Origin of the sequence: Lysobacter stagni (assembly GCF_030053425.1) — a bacterium.
In the GTDB taxonomy this organism is placed as follows: Bacteria; Pseudomonadota; Gammaproteobacteria; order Xanthomonadales; family Xanthomonadaceae; genus Lysobacter_J; species Lysobacter_J stagni.
Genome location: NZ_JASGBI010000001.1, coordinates 387,706 through 408,582 on the forward strand (window position 1 = coordinate 387,706; position 20,877 = coordinate 408,582).

Annotated in this window: 6 protein-coding genes and 1 riboswitch; all 6 genes read right to left on the minus strand. The window is 67.9% G+C overall.

Annotation, left to right across the window (positions count from 1 at the left end):
* Positions 1–109: 109 nt before the first annotated feature.
* The 6 genes from QLQ15_RS01765 to QLQ15_RS01790 all read right to left on the minus strand — a co-directional run bounded on the left by QLQ15_RS01765 (position 110) and on the right by QLQ15_RS01790 (position 20,789).
* Positions 110–5,245: an OmpA family protein gene (locus QLQ15_RS01765; protein ID WP_283211144.1), complete on the minus strand. Its 5,136-nt coding sequence runs from the start codon at positions 5,243–5,245 to the stop codon at positions 110–112.
* Entirely contained in the window at positions 5,242–17,511 is a 12,270-nt protein-coding gene (locus tag QLQ15_RS01770; protein ID WP_283211145.1) for an isopeptide-forming domain-containing fimbrial protein, read from the minus strand. The genes QLQ15_RS01765 and QLQ15_RS01770 overlap by 4 nt, the downstream gene beginning before the upstream one ends.
* 82 nt (positions 17,512–17,593) lie before the next feature.
* A riboswitch (cyclic di-GMP riboswitch) is annotated at positions 17,594–17,687 on the minus strand.
* 44 nt (positions 17,688–17,731) lie between these two features.
* Positions 17,732–19,117 carry an AgmX/PglI C-terminal domain-containing protein gene (locus QLQ15_RS01775; RefSeq protein ID WP_283211146.1) on the minus strand — a complete coding sequence of 462 codons (1,386 nt, stop codon included), beginning with the start codon at positions 19,115–19,117 and terminating at the stop codon, positions 17,732–17,734.
* Between the two features lie 28 nt (positions 19,118–19,145).
* Entirely contained in the window at positions 19,146–19,631 is a 486-nt protein-coding gene (locus tag QLQ15_RS01780; protein ID WP_283211147.1) for an ExbD/TolR family protein, read from the minus strand.
* Entirely contained in the window at positions 19,628–20,134 is a 507-nt protein-coding gene (locus QLQ15_RS01785) for an ExbD/TolR family protein (protein WP_283211148.1), read from the minus strand. The genes QLQ15_RS01780 and QLQ15_RS01785 overlap by 4 nt, the downstream gene beginning before the upstream one ends.
* 25 nt (positions 20,135–20,159) lie before the next feature.
* The gene (locus QLQ15_RS01790; protein WP_283211149.1) at positions 20,160–20,789 is read right to left on the minus strand and encodes a MotA/TolQ/ExbB proton channel family protein; all 630 of its coding nucleotides are present in this window, start codon (positions 20,787–20,789) and stop codon (positions 20,160–20,162) included.
* Between the last annotated feature and the right edge of the window lie 88 nt (positions 20,790–20,877).

The following is a 20,877-nucleotide window of genomic DNA, read 5'->3' on the forward strand; positions in this document are numbered from 1 at the left end:
GATGACCTCGTGCCAGACGTTGGCGCGGACCCTGCAGCCCCCCCAGCGCCCCGGATAGGAGCGCTTCCATCGCCTGCGGCGCTGCGGCCGGCGCCGGGGTTCGCCGACGCTACATCGCGCCGACGATGTTCACGAACACACCCTGGTGGCGGTAGCTCAGGTCGGTGAGGTTTTCCGAGAAGTCGGTGAAGTTGTAACCCACGCCGGCCTTCACGTTTTCACCGAAATACCGGTACACGCCCAGCAGAATGCCGCCGCGGGATTCGTCCAGGTCCGGCAGGTGCAGCCTGCGGGCTTCCAGCAGGCCCTCCCACTTCTCGAACAGGCGCACGTCGGTTCGCAGGATGAACAGTTGCGCGGTGTTGTCGAAGAACTCCGGCCGCTCGCGATCCAGGCTCACCGAACCCACGCGGTAGGCGTACTTACCGCCCACCGACCACGACGGGGTCAGTTCATAGCCGACATCCAGCGAAGCGATGTGACTCTTCTGGATGAACTGCGCCGCCGTGCCGGTCAGTGTCACCTGATCGGTGGTGGGCACGTTGTAGAAGTAGGTGTACTTGGCCAGCGCGTTCAAACGGTTGTCGAGGACAGGGCGATAGCCGAAGCCCACCACGCCCTCGGTGAACTCGCCGTCGTAGAACTGGCCCTGCGAGCTTTCACTCATCGAGTGGTCGAGCTTGCCGACCAGGCGCCAGTCTTCCGACATCTGGAACTTGAAGTTGTTGCGAAGCAGCCAGGTGGTGCGCTGCGCGCGCGTCGCGTCGGGTTGCTCGGCATCGTCTGCGCGGTATTCGATACCGCTGGATATCTGCGTCGGCCCCGACGAGTACGCGGCACGCACGCCGCCCGCGCGTCGCTCCGTTTCGGCGGCGGTTTCACTGTCCTGCAGGGTGCCCAGTTCGGCGTTCGCGCCCACGGTCCAGCCTTCGCCAAGGTTCATCGACAGGCCGGCGGCATGGGTCAGCCCGCGCGTCTGTTCCGCGTCCTGATGGCGCTCTTCGACGTAGACGCTGCTGCTGTCGGACAGGCGACGCTTCATGCCACCGACCAGGCTGCCGCGCTGGCCGTCCACGCCGGTGCCGTCGAGGCCGATGCCGGTTTCGTTCTCCAGCGCATAGTTCAAGTACAACGTGGTCTTGTCCGACACGATGTAGTTGGTGCCGAGGCGTCCGCCCGGTCCGAGGTCGCCGGCCGATGCTTCGGCCTCCATGCGCAGTTTCTTGCCCAGGCGCAACGCGGCGCCCAGGCCGAAGCGGCCGTTGTCCTGGCGGTCTCCATCCTTCGACATCGTCTGCTGGGCAAAACCCCAGGCATTCCAGGTGGTGCCGGCGTCGAAACCCACCTGCACCACCGCGTCGGTACGCTTGCCCTGCTCCTGGGTCAGCGGGACCGTCGTGCGCAGGTCTTCGCGCTCGTCGCTGCGAACGCCGGTCGCCACGCTCCAGTGTTGACTGACCTGGTACTTGACGTTCACCTCGGTGGATTCAAGCGTGAGGCCCGAATCCTGCTCGCGATGGTCGGTCTTGCCGGTCAGGCCGAACTTCGAGCCGATGGGCAGGTCCAGCGTGCCGCCGTAATAGGTGCGATCGGACAGCGTGCCCAGGCCCGGCGCGGAATACCCCGCGTCCTGCGCCTGCGTGTACAGGCTCACCCGGCCCTTGCCGTTCTTGAACAGATCACCGATGCCGAGGCTGACATCGGCGCGATAGCCACCCGCGCTCGCGTCTTCGAACGCGGCCGGGTCGGTGCCGGCGAATCCGAAGCCGCCGTCGTACGAATACTGCGACTGCGACACCATGCCGGTGGTGCGTCCACCCTGCAGCTTCAACCAGGTGTCGGCGGTCTTGCGCAGGGTCAGGTCCGCACCCGCCACGCTGTTTTCGGCATCGTCGCCACTGCTGCGGCTGCCGGTCACTCCGACGCCGATGTAGTCGTTGATCCAGACATGTCCCTGGCCGCCCGTGGTCAGCGTGTCGATCTCGTCGAAGCCCGGTGTGTACTCGTAGCGCGCGACCAGCCAGGCTTCCTCGCCCGACAGGCCGGCACTGCGCACCAGCATGCTGCCGGCGCCAGTGGACGAAAGCGCTTCGTTGAGCAGGATGCGACCCTGCAGGTAATCGATGTCGTAGTCCAGGCCCGGGCGCAGTTCCACTGTGCCGGTGACCAGCTGCGAGTCGCGGTCGCGCATTTCGATGCGCAGTCGCTCGGAGCCGCCGAGGATGTCCTGGTTGCGAAGGTAGAACAGCGAACCACCGGTGCCGCGGAATTCATCGCGACCGGCGATCGTGCCAGGTTCGGCGGCGAAGCCGTTCACGCTGACGCGGCGTTCGCCGAACGCGGTGGTCGAATCCGCCGTCCACACCGCGTTGGCGCCGTACAGGCCGCGATCGACCTGGGCCAGTTCATTGCTCGCCAGGTCGGTCTTGAAGTTGCCCCACATCGCGTAGTCGTCGCCATGTTCGGCGCGCACGTAGAACTTGCCCAGCGTCGGCGCCATCTCCTCGACGACGCCGTCGTCGCCGAAGGTCGGATAGTGGTAATCCGGGTCGATGCGGCGGAACAGCGCGTCCGGCGCCTTGTCCAGCAGGTTGCCGAAGATGTCCTGGACCGGGCCTTCGCGCGTGTCGGCGCTGGCGGTCAGGCGCCAGCCGTTGCCGAACTTCTGCGTGCCGAAGAAGGCCAGGCGTCCGTCGAACGAGGAACTACGCTCGAATGCGCTGTTCTCTCCCTCCAACAGATCGGCCGGGCCGCTGGTCTTGTCCGTCGACGCGGTCACGTCGGCGATGGCGACCAGGAAGCGGTCGCGCTCGCGCATCTCCAGGTCGCGCAGGTAGAGATTGCCGTTGCCTTCGGGGTCGAGCACGGCGACTTCGACGGTCTGCAGGCCATCGGGCAGGATTTCCTCGGCGATGAAATCGCCATTGGCATCCACCGCAACGGGACGACCGGCCACCCACACGCTGTGTTCCTGGGGAATGCCTCCGCCGCGCACCGCGATGGAATTGGCGCCGATGCGGATGTTGCGCACGGCAAGCTGGTTCTCGCCGTAACCGGCCAGCGGCGGCGGCGCGCCTTCACCGGTGGCCGCTTCCGCGGCCGCCGCGCTTTCGCCATTGCCATCCGTGTTGACCACCCACAACGGACGCGGGCTGGTTTCGTCGAACCGGCCTTCCGCATCGTAGGCGCGCACCACGTATTGCAGCTCGCGACCGGCGGCCGGAAGGGTCATCTCCTGCGCCTGCCATTCGCCCTCGCCGTTCGCGTCCAGCGCGACCACCGCCAACGGCGTGGCCTGCGCGGACTGGCCCTTCTCGTGGACGCGCACTTCGGCGCGCTGGAAGAAGGCGCTGTAGTTCGAGTACATGCGGAACCGCACCGGCTCGCCCACCACCGCCACCTGCGGCGACGCCGACACGGCCAGCCGCGCCGCGGCGTTCAGGTCATCGAACTGGAAGCGGATGCCGGCGTCGTCCAGCGCCACGTCGGTGCAGCGCTGCACGTCGGCGGAGCTGCGGCCCGGGTCGTCGATGGGCTGTCCGTCCACCGAGATGTGCATCGGGTTGAGGCCGAATGCATTGGCTGGCGCCAGCTCTTGGGTCAGCCGCGTGATGTCGACGCCTTCGAGGTCGTCGCGCGGCGCGGGTTCGTCGTACACCACCTGCACTTCGACATAGGAGTTCTCGCCCTGGACGAAGCCCTCGTTGGGCACGTCTGCGGACTGCACGAAGCCGCGGCCCTCGTGCTCGACCTGCTGCGGCATGAGTCGCATCTGCGTGGCGATCGTTTCCATCGCCCGGCCCGCACGTGCCGCCGACAGACCGATGTCGTCCTCGTACACGGCGCTGGTGCGGCGGTCCAGGCGCTCGTTGCCGGTGTAGCCGATGAAGCGCAGGCGTGCGTGGTCACGAGTGCCCACTTCATCCAGCGCACTGCGCAGGCGGTCGGTGAAGCCGGCCGGGACAACGGCCTCGCCCGATTCCAGCATCAGCACGGGAAGCGGGCCGCCGGCAGGCTGGTGGACGCGGGTGATGATTTCCTTGCCCGAATCGGCCGGACACATCTGCGGCCCTTCGGGGAGCTCCTGCAGCGGGTCGTCGTACCAGAACTGCACCTCGATGCGGCGATTGAGTGCGCGTCCCTGCGGGGTGTCGTTGGCGGCGAGGAAGGTGGTGGCGCCGCGACCATCGCTGAGCACCGCCGCCGACGGCAGGCCCAATGCCTGCTGCACGGCCAGCGCGGTGCGGTGCGCGCGCGCCTTCGACAGCGCGACCGCATCGCCGTAGATGCGTGCGTTGCGGTCCGACAGCGCCATGTCGTCGGAGTAGCCGACGAACTTCACGGTCACGTTCTGCTTGCCCTGCAGGTTCGCGAACGCCTTGCGCACCTGCTCGACGAACGCCGGCGTGACCTCCACGCCTTCCTCGCCGTAATGCAGTGCCGAGACCAGGTGACTCACCCGCGTACGTCGCGCGTGTCCGTCCTGGAATCGCATCTGGCAAAGTTCCTGCACCCGGCAGACCTTGATCTGGCGGAAATCCGCCTTGACCAGGACGTCCTGCTCCTTCGTCGCGGCCTTGGGTTCGTCGTACCAGACTTCCACTTCGACGCGACGGTTCCGCGCGCGGCCCGCGTCCGAGGCGTTGCTCGTCATCGGCTGCGAATCGCCCCTGCCTTCGAAGGCGATCGCTTCCGGCGGCAGGGTGAGTGCGCGCTGCAGCAGCTCCGCCACTTCACCGGCTCGCTCGCGCGACAGGCCCTGGTTGTCGCCATAGCGGGCGGTCAGGTCGGGCGACAGTTGCTGGTTGTCGGCATGACCGATCAGGTGCAGGCGCACGTTGGCCTTGCCGCGCACCGATTCCAGCGCGCTGCGGATCTTCTCGATGTCCTCGTCACGGATGCGGATGGCGCCCGAGTCGAAGTGCAGCGGGGCGATGATGCCGCCCAGCTTCACGGTCTCCATCACCTGGCCGTCGACCTGCTGTTTCTCCATGCGGTCGCCGTTCTGCTGTTCGAGCACGCTCGCATCACGCATCGCCGGACGGAACGTCTCGTCACCGGTCAGATGGCGCTCGACGGAAGCGCCCATCGGCACGTCCTTCGTGACCTGGCCGTTGGCGACCGCTTCCTCTGCAGGCGGACTACCGGCCGTCTGCGCCACCGCCGTGGCGGTCATCAGGCCCAGGGCCAGCAGCGGCAATCGAATACGTTTGGTCAGCATGTTGTTCTTCAGCGTGGTCTTCACTTGCTCGCCCCCTGGTCATCCACCGGGCGTTGCACTGGCGCGCCGCGGCGCCAGAACGTCTGCTGCTCCACGGTCAGCGGGTAGTCGGCGCCGGCGTCCGGCCACGCCTTCGTGACCTGCGCCTTGATGGCGGCGAGGCGGGCCTCGACCAGCTTCGGGTCCTCGAGATCGGCCAGGTACGACAGGCGCAGCACCGACGGTTCCTTCGCCAGTTCGTCGATCAGCGTCTGCATGCGCGGCTGCCAGTGCGGACGCAGTCCGGCCTCGCCGCGCTCGAACACTTCGTCCGTGAGGTCAAGGCTGACCACGCGGAACAGCGATGCACCGAAGTCGATGCTCAACGCCTTGCCTCGGGTGGCACGTGCGATCACGGTCTGCCGGGTCGACAGGCGATAGCCGCTGGGCAGGCTGCGGTCATCGAGCTTGAGCACGAAGTTGCTGCCGCGGTCCTCGTTGGGGATCACCGCACAGGTCAGGTGGTAGCGACCGTGCTTGTCGGTGATGGCCGCCAGGCCGCGCGCACTGATCACGCGCACACCGCCGAGTCCGCCTTCGCCCTCGTTCTGGCGACCGTCGCGGTTGGCGTCGTCGAACACCTTGCCGATGATGTCGGTGCAGTCGAAGGTCGGGTCCGGCACCACGCGCACGGTGGCGGTGGCTTCGCCGGACAGCGGACGCTCGGTGAGGCCGTTCCACACGCGGGCGCGGTTGGTGAACTCGGCCTCGCCCACGCCGGCGCCAACGGCGAGCAGCAGGGTGATGACGTGTTCGTCGCTGGCGCCGAACGCGACACCGCTCCAGGTCAGCTGACGGCCGCCCTGCACCGGCTCGGTCGCCACGTTGTCCACGCGCGCCGAACCCGGCACGTAACGGAAGCCCGCCGGGTAGTAGTCGACCACGCGCACATCGCGCAGCTGCAGGCCCGACAGGTTGCGCAGGGTGATCGTGTACGGCACCAGTTCGCCGCGAATGACATTCTTCTTCGGCGTGGTCTTGCTGATCGCCAGCGCTTCGCCCAGGTCGAGGTCGAGCGGGATGTGGTTGTCGAAGATCTGGCTGCTGCCAGGCATGCCGTTGTCGTCCAGACGCAGGTGCAGGTAGTAGGTGGTGCCGGCCGAACGCGCCGGGACGGAGACGGGCGGAGCGAACTCGGACGGCTGCGCCTCGCAGCGGTTGGTCGTGCCGGGAATCGCGTCGCTCATGCCCGCCGGGCACGTGGGCACGTCGAAGGCAGCGGTGGCGACGTTCGTCGTCGGCGGGATCAGCGCCGACACGTCGCTCAGGTAATCCGCCGAAGGCGGAGCCACCTGGACCACGTAGGCACCACCGGCCGGGCATGCCGGATCGGCGAAGTTCAGGTCGAAGCGGTAGTAGCCGTACGCGAGCGTGGTCTGGTCCTGCTGGACCGGATCGTTGAAGCAGGCCGACGGCAGCGCCGTACCACCGGCATCGAGCAGGCGCACGCGTGCGCCGGCGACGTTGCCGCGGTTCATCGACTCGTAGACCACGCCGTTGGGCTCGATCGGCAGGTTCAGGTTGCCCAGCACGCCGCCTGGCTGCACCACCATGTCGTGGATGCGTTGCAGCTCGTTGGTGAACGACGAGTCGGCAATGCCCAGCTTGGCCGTGGTCGCGACGGCGCCCGGCGCGGTGAAGCGCAGTTCCAGCTGATCGCCGGCGGCGGCCGCGGTGATCGTGCCGATGCGCGGCGCACCCACGTTCGGAGACACGCCGCCCATCTGCCAGTTGCCGTCGGCGTCGGTGGTGACGGTGCGTTCGCTGCGACCGTTGCGCACCAGTTCCACGCTCCAGCCCTGCAGCAGGCGCTCGCCCGCCCCTGCGATCTTGTTGAAGTCGGCGTCGTGCCAAACGCGCCCGCCGAGCGTGCCTACGCCGGGCATGCCGCCGATGTCGAAGGCGACGCTGGCGCTGGCGGCCTGCGCCGGATCGTTCCAGCTCACGGTGGCGATGTTGTTCACCCGCAGGCCGATGGCCAGGCCATTGGCGATGCGCGCGCGCAAGCGCACGGTCGCGGTCGCGCCCGGGTTGAGCGGACCGTTCACCCCGCTGAAGTCGACCGCAATGCTGTTGCCGGTGACGGTGACGCCGGCGGTGCTGCCGTTGAGCGTGGCCGAACCGGGGACATACGCCAGCTGCACCGGCAGGTCATCGACGATGCGCACGTGGGTGGCAGCCACCGTGGACACGTTGCGCACGCTGATGAGGTATTCGATCTCCACGCCGGGCAGCGCCGCGCCACCGCCGACCACGGCGACCTGCTTGCCGATGGTCAGCGCCTGCGACGGGCCGACCACGACAACGGTCGGTTCGGGACCGGTCGAGGGGTTGCCGTCGCCATCGGTCAGCAGGTCGGGCAGCTCGGCGCTGCGCACGTTGGCCTGGTTCTCGATCAGCGTGCCGTTGGCGGTGCCCGCATCGACGGTCACGTTGAACTGCACCGCGGCCATGCCGCCGCGCGGGATATCGCCGATGGCGACGCCAGGCAGCAGCGGCGAACCACCGGCCACGTCGTTGACCATCGCGCCGTTCAGGCGGGTACTGGCGGCGACATACGTGGTATGCGGCGGCACTTCGTCCTGCAACACCACGCCAGTGGCCGGCACCGCGCCGGTGTTGTGGATGCGCAGGGTGTAACGCAGGGTGTCGCCCGGATCGACGGCACCGTTGCCGTTGGCATCGATCTGCAACGCCACCGCCTTCTCCGCGTACAGCAGCGGCGCGTTGCCGACCACGTCGCGGGTGGGGTCGTTGGCGACCGGCGTGCGCGGATCGTCCGAAGGCACTTCGCTGGTCAGCGTATCGGCCATGACGAAGGCCTGGTTGGCGATCACGGTGCCGTCGGCCGCGGTCGGCGACACGATGACTTCGAAGCTCAGCGTGGCCACGTTGGCGGCGGCATTGGCGGGGTTGTCGACACGAACCACACCGGCCACGGTCTCGACCGGTGAACCGACCGCGATGCCGCTCTGCAGCGGCAGGCCGTTGGCCGCGTCGGCCAGTGCCGCACCGTTGAGCGTCGTGGTGCCGGCCACGTAGCGGGTGTTGGCCGGCACCAGGTCGCGCAGGACCACGTTGCGGGCGTGGTCGGTGCCGGTGTTGCGGACGGTGAGGGTGTAGCGCAGGCGATCACCGGCCATCAGCAGCGCGGGATTGGCGCCGAGGTAGGTCGAGGTCTTCTCGACCACCAGCTGCGGTGCGGATTCGATGGGCAGGCGGGTCGGGTCTTCGTCTCCCGCCGTGTCCGGGTTGGCTGCGCCGTTGATCGACGGATCGTCGGACAAGGCCAGCACCGTGCTGCCGGACTGCGCGCGCGCCTGGTTGAGCACGACGCTGCCGTTGGCGATCGCCGGCACCAGCTGCGCGCGGTACTCGATCACCAGGGTTTCGTTGCCGGAACCGGCTTCGCCCAGGGTCAGGTTGCCGATGTCGAGCAGGCCGGTGCCCTTGGCGCCGCCACTGGTGTTGCTGTTGTTCACGGCGCCGGTCGGCAGTGCACCGACGATCTGCAACGTGCCGGGCACGAACGCGGCCGTGGTGTTGAGCGCGTCGATCTCGTCGACCAGCTGGAAGGCGCTGACGCCGACCGTGCTCAGGTTGGTGATTTCCAGGCGATAGCCCGCGAACTCACCCGGATGCGCGGGCGTGGTGCTGGTGACGGTCTTGGCGAAGGTCAGCTTCGGCGGATTGGTGACCACGGCGAAGCTGGCCGGCCCGGCGCAGTAGTCGTTCGGCGCGGTGATGGACGGGCAGCCGTTGCCGTGGCGTTCGTACGTCGAATCGCCATCGAGGCCGGTCCATTCGGCGGTCACCCGGTTGGGCAGGCTCTGCAGGGCGGGCACGCCCCTGCGCACGCGCACGTCGTAGGCGATGGCGACGGTTTCGCCCTTGGCCACGTCGATGTCGGTGCCGCCGGCCAGGCTCCAGGTCAGTACGTAGGGCGTGGCCGCGCTGCCATCGCCGCTGATCGTCGGCGCGGCGATGGTGTTGCCGGTGCCGCTGACGGTCGGGTTGCCGACGTACTCCAGGCCCGGGGCGAGCGTGTCGACCAGCTTGAAATCGAACGCGTCGGAGTTCTCCGCCGCATTGGCCGCGGCCAGGTTGACGGTGTAGCGCACGATGTCGCCGCCGGTGACCGCGGTCTTGTCGCCGGTCTTGGCGACGGTGGCGACGGGTTCGACAAGGGTGAAGTTCACCGCCTCGCTCTGCAGCGGCGCGACGCGGTTGCCGCCGGCGTTGATGGCGTAGCTGTAGGCGGCGATGTTGCCGATCACCGTGCCCGCGTTGGCGCTGTCGAGGTTGCGCACGCGCGTGCGCAATTCGATCACCGCCTGCTGGCCGGCCGGGATCCGCGCGATGGCCAGGTTCATCTGCGCGGCGGTGCTGTTGTTGGTCACGCCGGCCACGCCGGTGACCGTGGCGGAAACGTATTCCAGGTTGGCGTCGAGCGCGTCGAGCACCTGCACGTCGTACAGCGTGCTGCTGCTCGGCACGCCGGGCACGGTGAGGGTGTAGACCACTTCCTCGCCGATGGTGGCCAGGCCGGATGCCGGCGCGGTCAACGCCTTGCGCGGCGGCGAGCCGGGCGTCGTCACCGTGGCGACCGCCGGTGCGGTGACGTAGTCGTTCAGTCCACCGACGCCATCGACGCCGGTGCGCTCGTTGGTGTTGTTGCCGTCCAGGCCGGTCCAGCGCGCGATCACGCTGTTGTCCATGACCTGGTCGGCACCCGCGTTGCCGGCGACGCGTACGTCGTAGGCCAGCACCACGCTCGCACCTTCGGCGATGTCGCCCAGGTTGCTCCAGGTCAGCACGCTGCCGTTGATGACAGGTGCGGCCACGGGGTTGCCGTTGAGGGTGGCATTGCCTTCGTAGCCCAGCCCCGGGGCCAGCGTGTCGACCACGTCGATGTCGAACGCACCGGACGCATCCGTGCCGCTCGCGGCGGTCAGGGTCACCGTGTAACGGACCACCTGGCCCGCGGACACGGTGGCGGCACTGGCGCTCTTGGTGATGGTGAGGCCCGGTTCGACGAGGTGGAAGTTCACCGTGTTGGTGTCCAGCGGGCTTTCCTGCGCGCCGCCGTCGGTTTCGGCGTAGGTGAAGCGCGCGGTGTTGGCCACGTCCATGCCCTGCTGCACGCCGACGACATTGCGCACGCGGGTGCGCAGCTCGACCACGACCTGCGTGTTGGCCGGGATTTCGTCGATGACGATATCCAGCTGGCTGGCGGTGCTGTTGTTGCTCACGCCGGTGCCGCCGGTGACGGTGGCACCGACGTACTGGAGGCTGGCGTCGAGCGCGTCGGTCAGGTGCACGTCATGCATCGGCGTGCTGCGCACCGCACCCGGCAGAGTGATGCGATAGACGACATCCTGGCCGGGGGTGGCTTCGCCATTGGTGGGCGACAGCAGGATCTTGGTGGCCGGATCGGGTGCGACCGCGATCGGCAGCACGGTGGGATCCTCGTCGCCGGCCACGGCCGGATCGGCCTGGCCGTTGACGTTCGGGTCGTCGCTCAGCGCCAGCGCATTGGCGTTGACCGCCAGCGTCGCCTGGTTGGCGACCCGGGTGCCGTTGGCGAGGTTGCCGGCCAGCTGCACCTCGAACACGATCTGCACCGAACTGCCCGGTCCGCCCAGCGCGATGCCGCGCATGTCCAGCAGGCCGGTGCCGCGCGTGCCGCCACTGGCAATGCTGTTGTTGGTCGCACCTGCCGGCACCGTGGTCACGACCAGCGAACCGGGCACGAAAGCGGGCTGCGCCGCATTGAGCGCGTCGAGTTCGTCGCGGATGTCGAACGTCGGCACCGCCGCGCTGCCCAGGTTCTCCACGCGCAGGGTGTAGCGCAGGCGGTCGCCCGGCATCGCCAGCGTGGCCGGGGATTCGCCGCGGCTCAGGTTGGCCACGGTCTTCTCGAAGCGCAGTACGGGATAGCGCGCCTGCAAGGTGAGCGCGTCCTGGAAGTCGGCAACGCTCGGCGTGCCGTCGGTCAGCACGTTGCTGTAGGTGAGCGGCACGTTGCCGGTCGTGGACGGATTGGCACTCAGCCAGCGGGTCGCGCCGGCAACGTTGGTCAGCGCAGCGTCCTGCGGCGTGTCGGTATCGACCGAGGCCTGATAGGTCACGCGCAGGTGCTGGCCGGGGCCGATGCCCGTCGTGGTGTCGAGGGTGAGCGCGCAGGTCGTGCCGGCGCCCGCCGCGGTGAAGTTGGTGCTGTAGCCGCTGCCGGCGGCCAGCGTGGCGACCAGGGTCGTGCCATCGGCGGCGAACAACTGCACCGCCGTGACCGTCGGCGCGGCCGCGCACATGCCGCCGGCGCCGCCGCCATCGGCGGTGGCGGGCAGGCGGTCGATGATGCGCGCGTTCCACGCGGTCGCGGCGGAGCTTCCCGACGTGGTGTTGACCACATCGAGGACGAACGTGCCGACCTCGCCGATCTGCAGCGAGGCCGGGCCACGCTTGTCCATGACCAGCTGCGGCGCGACCACGGTCATCTGCTGCGACGTCGCAGGCACGCCGACGCCGGCGACGCTGCGATCGTTGTCGACGTGGTTGAACTCGTAACCGGCGGTATTGGTGAAGGTGTCGCCGACCGCGTTGGCCGGGTCGTTGGCCAGGCGCACGCGCACTTCGATCACGGCCTGCTGTCCGGCCGGGATGTCGATGCCGCCGTTGCTGATGTCTTCGATGACCAGGTTCTGGCCGCTGCCGGTGTTGACCGGGACCCAGCTGCCGCCGCCGGACACCTTGCTCACCGACACGAATTCCAGCACCACGCCGGTGGCCGAGGCCAGGTTGTCGCTGATGCGAACGTCGTACAGCGGGCGCGTGCTCGGAGCGGCCGGCACGGTGATGCGGTAGGCGAAGGTTTCGCCAATGGCCGCGGTCGGCTGGGTGATCGCCTTGGTCAGCGCGACGGTCGGCGACGGATCGGGATCGCCCTGCTCGACGGCCTGGATGAAGTAGTTGTTCAGTGCGGCGGCGTTGGGTGCATCGGCGCCGGTGCGCTCATGGATGCTGGTGCCGTCGAGCGACGTCCAGTCCGCCACGATGGTGTTGTCGATGTTGGCGCCGGCCGCCGGCGAAGTGGCGACCTGCATGCGATAGGTCAGCACGAGGGTCGCGCCCGCGGGCAGGTCGAGGCTGCCGTCGTTGTTGCCGCGCCCCCACACCAGCGGACCGTTCGGCGCGCCGCCGGGCATGGCGACGAAGCCGGCCACCGGCACGCCGCCGATCACCGCCGTCGGAGCAACGCCGGTGCCCAGGCGCAGTTCGGTCGCGGGCGTATCGACGATGTTGAGGTCGTACGCTGTCGATGAGCCGCTGTTGCGGACCGTTACCACGTACTGCGCGATGTCGCCGGCGGCCAGCGGTGCGTTGGCGGGCTTGCCCGGGGTGATGTTGCTCAGCACCTTGGTCGCGATGAACGGCTGCGGCTCGCTCACCTCCACGGCCACTTCGCCGTAGGTGCGGGTCTGTTCCGCGCCCGCCGCGTCCTGCCAGCGCAGGATCGTGCCGCCGTTGCGGGTGCCGCCGTTGTACAGGGTGACGCCGTCCTGGTTGGCCAGCGTGTTGTCCACGCGCGCGACGAACTGCAACGGGAAGGTGAAGGTGGTCTGGCCGCTGTCGGCCTTGGTCAGGACAACGTCGCCGAAACTCCACGTCACCACCGTGCCGTTGCAGTACGGCGTGACCGCCGGCACCGGACTGAGGTCGGGACGCTTGAAGCCGGCTGCCGCGTAGACGCCGCTGCTCAGGTCGACCACCGGCACGTTGGCGCAGGTCAGCCCGACGGGCAGGTTGTCGGTGATGGTCAGTCCGCGCAGGCGGGTCACCGGAAGCGACGCGGTCAGGCGGTAGGTGATCTCCTCGCCGATCACCACCGGCTGCGCGCCCGCGGGCACGCGCTGCGACTGCGACAGCGCAATGATTTCCTTGGGCCGGGTCTGCGGCTGTATCAGCGTCAGCGACACCGTGTCGTTGAGGTTCGGGTCGGCGCTGGTGGTGTTGATGCCGTACACGCGCGCACCGGCGATGTCGCCGCTGCCGCGCTGCGCGGTCATCTGCTGGCCGTCGTCGTCGGCACTGCCGGCCAACGAGTCGTAGCGGTCCAGTTCGACCTGGTTGCCGATGGTCTGGTCCGGCGCGAGGCGATCGTCCAGGTCCACGACGTAGTACAGCCACGCGCTGCTGCCGTTGTTGATCCGTCGCAGGCCGGTGCCGTCGACGCCACGCAGGTGCGAGAACGTGATGACGCCGGGCGCGCCGTTCATCGGCGCGTTGTCGCTGATGTTCTGTGCGTTGGCTTCGTCGGCTTCGTCGATCTGGCCGTCGTTGTCGTTGTCGAGCCCGTCGCTGGCCATCTCGGTCACGACCATCAGGTCGCTGGCGTCGAGTCGGTCCTCCACCACCGCGTCGTACGCCGGCGCGCGCGGCTGGCCGGCATCGTTGTTGGCGGCGCAGGTGGGGCTGCCGCCATTGATGTTGCCGATGTTGCCGTTGCACGCCATCAGCCGGAACACGTAGTTGTGCGTGGTGTCGGCGTTGGCGATCGCGGTCTGCCAGCCGCCGGCGCAGGTGCCGCCGTTGGGACCTGCGCTGAAGTTGTTGTCCTGGCAGGCGTGCTTGGCGATCTGCACGCGCGGCTCGGTCACCACCACGTCGCTGCGGCGGATGCGCTCCCACGGGTAACCGACCGTCTTGCCCGTGACGAGGGCCGGGGTCGGCAGCAGCATGCCGACCTGGCCGTTGCCGAAGGCATAGGTTTCCGGACGGTTGGCGTTGTCGTTGTAATAGACCGCCTTGAAGTTCGAGTTCAGTACGTTGTTGCGGTCCTCACCCTGCAGGTCCGGCAGCCCGCGCTGGTTGATCGCCTTGTTCTGCAGGCGCGTGACTGCGTTGATGTGGAACCACTGGTCGATGTCGACGATGTAGTCGTTGCCGGTGTTGCTGGTGCTGTCGGGCTGGTTGCCGGTGAAGCGCCAGCCGAAGAGCTGCTCCTGCAGCGCCGCCCTGACCGGGTCGTTCGGCGCCTGGGTCGCGCCGGCGAGCTGCGTGCCGATCTGCGGCACGGTGCTGGCCACGTACACCAGGCCGTCCTGCACTTCGTCCTGCACCTGCACGTCGCGCACGCCGATGAAGCGGAAGCCGCGCGACTTGAAGCCGAACCAGCCGCCGGCCTGGATGCGGTTGCTGCACTCCTCGCCGATCTGCACGTGCTCACGCAGCTTGCGCGCGAGGTTGGGCATCGCGTCGGACATCGAGGCGTCCGGCAGTGCGGCGACGCGGGTCGCGCCGGCCACGTTCTCGTTGCACGCGCCCAGCGCCGGCACCGCGCCCATCAGGGTGCTGGTGTCGCCGCCGGCGACGCTCCACGTCACCTGGTCCTTCATCAGGTTGAAACCGATGCCGCGCGACCAGTGCGCGTCCAGCGAATACAGGTTGCCGCGATCGACTTCGCCGTCGCTGCGCCGGTTGTAGTGGCTGGGGTCGGTGCTTCCGGGCGCCGGGAACCACATCGGTGCGTGGTTGTCGATCTGGCTGACGTCGTGCAGATCGACGGTGTTGCGCAGGCTCACCGTCAGGTTGTCGAGGTTGCCGCCGCTGTCGGCCTTGTCGATGTCCAGCAGCGGCGTGGTGATTCCACTGACCGTCCAGATCTCGCCGACCACGTCGGCGCGGAAGGTCACGTCGTCAGCCAGGATGCGCGCCGCGTCGTCGGTCTTGTTGACCTGGAAGGCGAACTGCACGCTCGCGTTCGGCGCCAGCACCCGGTTGAAGGCGTCGACGTGGTTCGGATAGCAGCGGTACACCGTGCCGTTGGCCGGCAACGGCAGGTGCGGCACGTTGGGCGCGTCCGGCGGCGGGTTCACCACCCAGGCCTTGTACGGCGCCGGTTGCGGCACAGCGGCACCCGACAGCGGAACGACCTGGCAAACCCAGTTCGGCGGCGCGGTCACGCTGGTCACGTTCAGGGTCGGGCCGAAGCTGATCAGCGCGCTGAAGTCGCGCGCGTTGACGCCACCGTTGTTGCGCAGGGTCACCGACAGCGGCGTGGTCTGGGTGCGGTCGTTGGTGACGATGAAGGTCGGCTGGTCGACGCTGATGTCGAGGTCTTCGGGATCGAACGTGATCGCCGCGCCGGTGTGGCTGCCCGTGCTGGTGCCGTTGTCGACCAGGGAGTAGGTCTGGAGGCCCTGCGCGGCGCACAGCGTCTTGAAGCGCACGTCCAGGGTGTTGTGCAGGCCCAGCAGGCCGCTCTGGTCCGGGTCGGTGGGTTCGGGGCGCTGGAACAGCGGGATGGACGGGTCTTCGGTCAGCACGTCCAGGTCGGCGGCGCGGTCGAAGTCCTTCGGATCCTTCAGCACGATCGCGAAACGGATCACCACCACGTCGCCGTGGCGCATCAGGTTGGCGTAGGCATGCCCGTTGCCATCGGGCGCGCCACCGTAGGCCGAATCCGGGTTGCGGTCGGTGTAGCTGGTGGTACTGGACAGCTTGAATTCCGGTGCGCCGTTGGCCAGGTAGCTGGTGCTGTCGCCGGTATTCGCCGGGATGGCGCCGTTGCGGTTGCTCCAGGTCAGCGTGTCGATGCGTCCCGGATAGGCGCCGTAGAACGAACGGTCGCCGATATCCGCCGGATCGATCAGGCGCGGTGCGTAACCGGGGTCGATGACGTAGCCCGTCGGCAGCGTGTCTTTCAGGTGGTAGGCCATGGCCGGATCGAGCCAGACCGTGCCGCCGCTCTGGTTGCTCAGCACCACGGTGACGAAGCCGCGCATGCCCACGGTGGCACTGCCGTCGATGCCGGTCAGGGTGCGGCTGACCTGCAACGCGGTCTGCGCCGGGGCGTTGCTGCCGCCCTGGCCGTAGTAGGTCTTCAGCGTGGCGTTGTCGGTCAGGCCGGCCGATTGCAGGATGCCGCCCGGCGGCGTCTGCACCGCGCAACCGAACTGGATGTCGCGCATCTGGTTGGTCAGGGGCGTGCCGCTGGAGCACGACGCGTTGCGCTGCACCTTGCCGACCACGTACAGGTTGATGTTCGCGCCAGCCGCGATATCGACGGCATCCACCGAGGTGCCCGCCCTCACCGCGTCGACCGTGTTCGCATACGGCGCGGGAATGTCGCCGTTGAGTCCGAACGGCGCAGACACGACCCAATCGGCGAGCACGTCGCCGGTCAACGCCATCGTGGTCACGCAGACCGAGCCCGCCGGCAGCACGCCGTCGGCGGCCGCGATCGCGTCCGCCGCCACCTGCGTCGGGCAGACGTAGTGCGCGTTCATGACATCGGCGCGCGACAGCACGTCGTCGATGCGCAGGTCCTGCAGCGGCGCGTCACCCGCGTTGGCGATGTTCAGGCGCCAGACGATGTCGTCGTCGTTGTGTCCATACACCGTGTCGCTGCGGGTCGCCTCGGTCTGGCCGGCGTCGTGGTTCCAGCCCTGCTTGTAGATCTGCAGGTTGGGCTGGCGCACGTCGATGCTGCCGGTGTCGTCCAGCACCGGGGCGAACGCCGTGGTTCCCGGCGGAAAGCCATTGCGCCAGTTGGTGTCGTTGTTCGGCAACTCGCGCGAGTTGGCGATCGAGCAACCGTCGGACGTCGAGGCGATGAAGATCTCCGCCAGCGCGGTCGGGTTGGTGTTGTACAGGCTTTCCGGGGTGTTGGTCGGCTCGCGATGGATCGGGATGCGGATGTCGCGCGTGTTCGGATTGCCGCGCGTTCCATTGGTCAGCGCGCCGAGGTTGCGGATGGTGATCTGGTTGCCAGCGGCGTTGACCGTGAAGTTGGTCCAGTTGGCGCCACCGACGGTGACGTTGGCGCCGGGGTAGTACACCAGGCCGTTGTTCGGCAGGGTGACGACCACGCTGTTGGCCGAGTAGTTGATGTCGGGGTTCGACGTGCCGTAGTCGGGATCGACCCGCCACTGGTCGACGGTGTTGTTGCCAACGTCGATCGTGCGCTGTTCGAACGGATTGTTGTTCTGGCTGCCGGTGATGAACGGGTTGCTCAGGCGCACGGTCACGTAGCCGTAGCCGCACATCTCGCAATAGCTGTTGTTGCCGTTGTTCAGCACCTGCACCAGCGCGTCCGGGTTGACGTTGCTGGCCACGCATTGCTGCGCGAAGGCCGTGGAAGTGAAGGCGAACGCGAACGCCGCGAAGGCCCACAGCGCGAAGCCGCGCAGCACGCGCCGTGCCCGCCCCCTTCCCGCCTTCGTCCCGTCGTTCGCGTTCGTATCCATGCGCTTCTGTGTCCTCGTGGTTTGCCTTGATCGCAAAGCCGACGGGCCCACAGGAACGCGCGCAGGAAGATCCTGCGCTTCATCCGGCGGTCCCGCTGCCATGGGGCGCGTCAAACGCGCCCGACAGGCCGGTGACTTTGCGTCGCCACCTTTCGATGGCTTTGCCTTTGTCGTTTTGTTGCTGGTTGCTTGCTGCGTTGGGCGAAGCGAAGCGGCGGCGTCAGCCGGCCGGCAGGAAGTTCATCGGGTACACGATCGTCACCGCCGGCACGTCCTTCGCGCCGAAGTTGAAGCCCTTCACGCGCGCCACGATGTCCGAGGTCAAAGTCGGCGCTTCCATCTCCGAGGACTTCACCTGGACCATCGACACGCTGCCGTCCGGCTCGATCGTCAGGCGCAGGATGACCTTGCCCTGCAACGTCGCGTCGTTGCGCAGCTCACGCTGGTAGAGCCGGTAAAGCGCGGACTTGTAGCGGTCGAAGACGATCTGGATTTCCTCGTCGGAACGTCCGCCGCGTCGCGAGCTGCCGACGGCCGCGCTCTCGGCCGCCTTCGCCTCGATGCCGCTGGAGGCGCGTGTGAGCGCGACGCCATTGATCGCTGCGCGCTCGCCACCGCCCTTGTTGCCGAAACCGCGACTCTCGGCGGCCAGGTTGATGCCGCTACTGGCGCCCGGCGCGCTGCTGCTCAGCATCGCGCGCTCCGGACGCGCGGCGCCGGAGTCGTTGCTGAGCTTGGCGGCCTTGCCGAGATTGGCCACGGCCGGCATGTCGTCGACGGCGAGGCTTTCCTTGAACGCCAGGATGCCCTGCGGCTTGGCCACCGGCAGCGGCGCTTGCACCGGCTTGGGTTCGATCTTCGCGACTTCGCGTGTCGGCGTCGGCGTCGGCTTGCGCTCGACCTTCTTCTCCACCGGCCGGGTCAGTTCCGGCGGCGGCGGCGGTGCCTCTTCCAGCTTCTTGGCTTCCGGAATCACGGTGACCACGCGCTCGGGCAGTTCCTCCGGCACGAGCACGGGCCGCTCGGGAATCTTGATGAAGGGGAACACGATGGCGATCACCAACCACAGGCACAGCGCGATGGCGAAGCCCTTGCGCGAACGCTGGTCCTCCTCGCCACGCATCCACAGCATGAGGTGAGGACGGACGCGACCGGCCTCGAGTTCGCGCTCGACGACCCACTCGTTGCGCTGGCGCTCGCGTTCTTCCTCGATCTCGAAGGCCTCGTCTTCGAGCAGGAACAGTTGTTCATTGTGTTCGCCGATGCTCGCCGCCACTCCGCCGCGGCGTGTCTCCAGCGCTTCGATGGCGGCGCGCACGGCCTCGGTGCGGCCACGTGCGCCGGCAAGGTGTCCAGGCCATTCGTCCGGGGCGACGAGACCGTCCCAGAACAGGTCCGCGCCGCCGGCCTGGTGCAGTTCCTCCAGCGCCTGGCACGCCTGCTCGAGCAGGCGGTGACGAATGCGTTCACCAGCGAAGGATTCGATCTCGCCGTCGATGGCGGCCAGGTCGCGCGCCAGTTCGTCGAGCCGCGCACGCAGTTCCGCGATCCGCTGGTCGAGCGCCGCCTGCGCGGCGTTTGCGTCGTGGTGGGTTCCGGGTTCCATGGCGTTTGTATCGGTCACGTGTTCTGCCTCAACCCTGCTCGAGCACGGCAAGCGACAACTTGTCGTAGGACGCCGCCGTGCAGGTCGTCATCACCTTGCGGATCACCTCGTAGGGCAGGCCGCGATCGGCCAGCACGGTGATCTCGCGATGCGCCAGCGCCGCCTGCTGGACGGCGCCGCCCTTGGCGGCGAGCGGACGCGACAGGTACTCGCGCAACGGCTCGATCAACGCGGTGCCCGGGTCGCGGACCTGGTCCATCGTGGCGACCACGTCGCCCTGCACGAGCAACATGTCCTTGGTGATGGTCACCACGACGGTCTCGGCGGGCTTGGCCTCGGCGGTGGAGAGCGGGATCTCCACGTTCTTCGCGTTCTGGACCACTTCGACCTCGGTCGAATAGATCAGCAGGAACGCGACCATCACCGACATGATGTCGATCATCGGGATCAGGTTGAGTTCCGGATCTTCGTGCTTCCTGCGCGCCGCACGGAACGGGTTCATCGACATCCTCATGGTGCATCTCCCACGGCGATCTTCGGGAACATGGAGATACGGCCACGCGCATCGGGGGCACCGGTGAAACCGTTGCTTTCAGCGGTGGCCACGTCCGTGCTGCGGATGGCGTCCATCACCTGCACCAGGTGGTCGTACTCCACGTCCGGTGCCATCAGCACCGACGCCGTGTCGACCGTGACGTGCTGGCCCTTGAGGTTGGCCGCCAGCTGCATCAGCTGCTTGAGCGGATACGCCCCGTTCTCCAGTGGCAGCGCGGCGATCGTGTCGCGGCCGTTGGTCAGCTCCAGGCCCTCCTTGCGCACCATCACTTCGAGGCGGAACTCCGGTTCGACCGGATTACCCGCAGCCGAACTGGGCAGGTCGAGCTGGATGATCGAGATGCGCGAGAAAACGGCCGTCATCAGCAGGAAGGTGATCATCACGCTGAAGATGTCGATCATCGGAACGAGCATCAGCTCGACCGGCTTGGCCGGCGGCTTGCGACGTGGCATCAGGCCCATGGCGTCTCTCCTGTGCTCTTGCTGGTCAGGCGGCGTCGCGGATGTTCTGGACCGCGCCCTGGGCCATGCGGGCCGTGCGCAGCGAGAGGACGTTGAGGTACTTGATCGCGGCCATTTCCAGGCTCTCGACCACGTGCTGGGTGCGCGAGGTCAGGAACGCGTGCAGGAACAGCAGCGGCACGGCGGTGCCGAGGCCGAACGCGGTGCAGTTCATCGCCTCGGAGATGCTGGCCGACAGCATGTTGGCCTTCTCCGCCGGGTTGGCCGTCGCCACCGCGCTGAACGCGCCGATCAGGCCGGACACGGTGCCGAGCAGGCCGACCAGCGTCGCCAGGTTGGCGAAGGTGCCCAGGTAATGCGTGCGCTTTTCCAGACGCGGCACGATTTCCATGATGCCTTCCTGCATCGCCTTCTCGACATCGTCGCGGCGACGCACCGCACCCTGCATGGACAGGCCCGCGCCGAGCAGGCGCCCGAGCGGGTTGTTGTCGTTGCCGACGATCTTTCGCGCCTTCTCGAAGTCGCCTTCGGTCAGCGACGGCTCGACCTTCGCCCACATGGCCTTCGTGTGCGACTGCGCGCGGGCGATGGTCACCCAGCGCTCGACGGCGATCGCCAGGCCGATGAGACCGACCAGCAGGATCGGAAACATCATCGCGCCGCCGGCTTTGAAGAATTCCGCAATTGAATGGATGAAACCCATGGCACTGCCCTCACTGAGATGACTGGAGAATTCCGCGGAT

Coding starts and splice junctions, on each gene's coding strand:
- QLQ15_RS01770 (WP_283211145.1), bottom strand. CDS start 17,511: ATGGATACGAACGCGAACGACGGGACGAAGGCGGGAAGGGGGCGGGCA.
- QLQ15_RS01775 (WP_283211146.1), bottom strand. CDS start 19,117: ATGGAACCCGGAACCCACCACGACGCAAACGCCGCGCAGGCGGCGCTC.
- QLQ15_RS01780 (WP_283211147.1), bottom strand. CDS start 19,631: ATGAGGATGTCGATGAACCCGTTCCGTGCGGCGCGCAGGAAGCACGAA.
- QLQ15_RS01785 (WP_283211148.1), bottom strand. CDS start 20,134: ATGGGCCTGATGCCACGTCGCAAGCCGCCGGCCAAGCCGGTCGAGCTG.
- QLQ15_RS01790 (WP_283211149.1), bottom strand. CDS start 20,789: ATGATGTTTCCGATCCTGCTGGTCGGTCTCATCGGCCTGGCGATCGCC.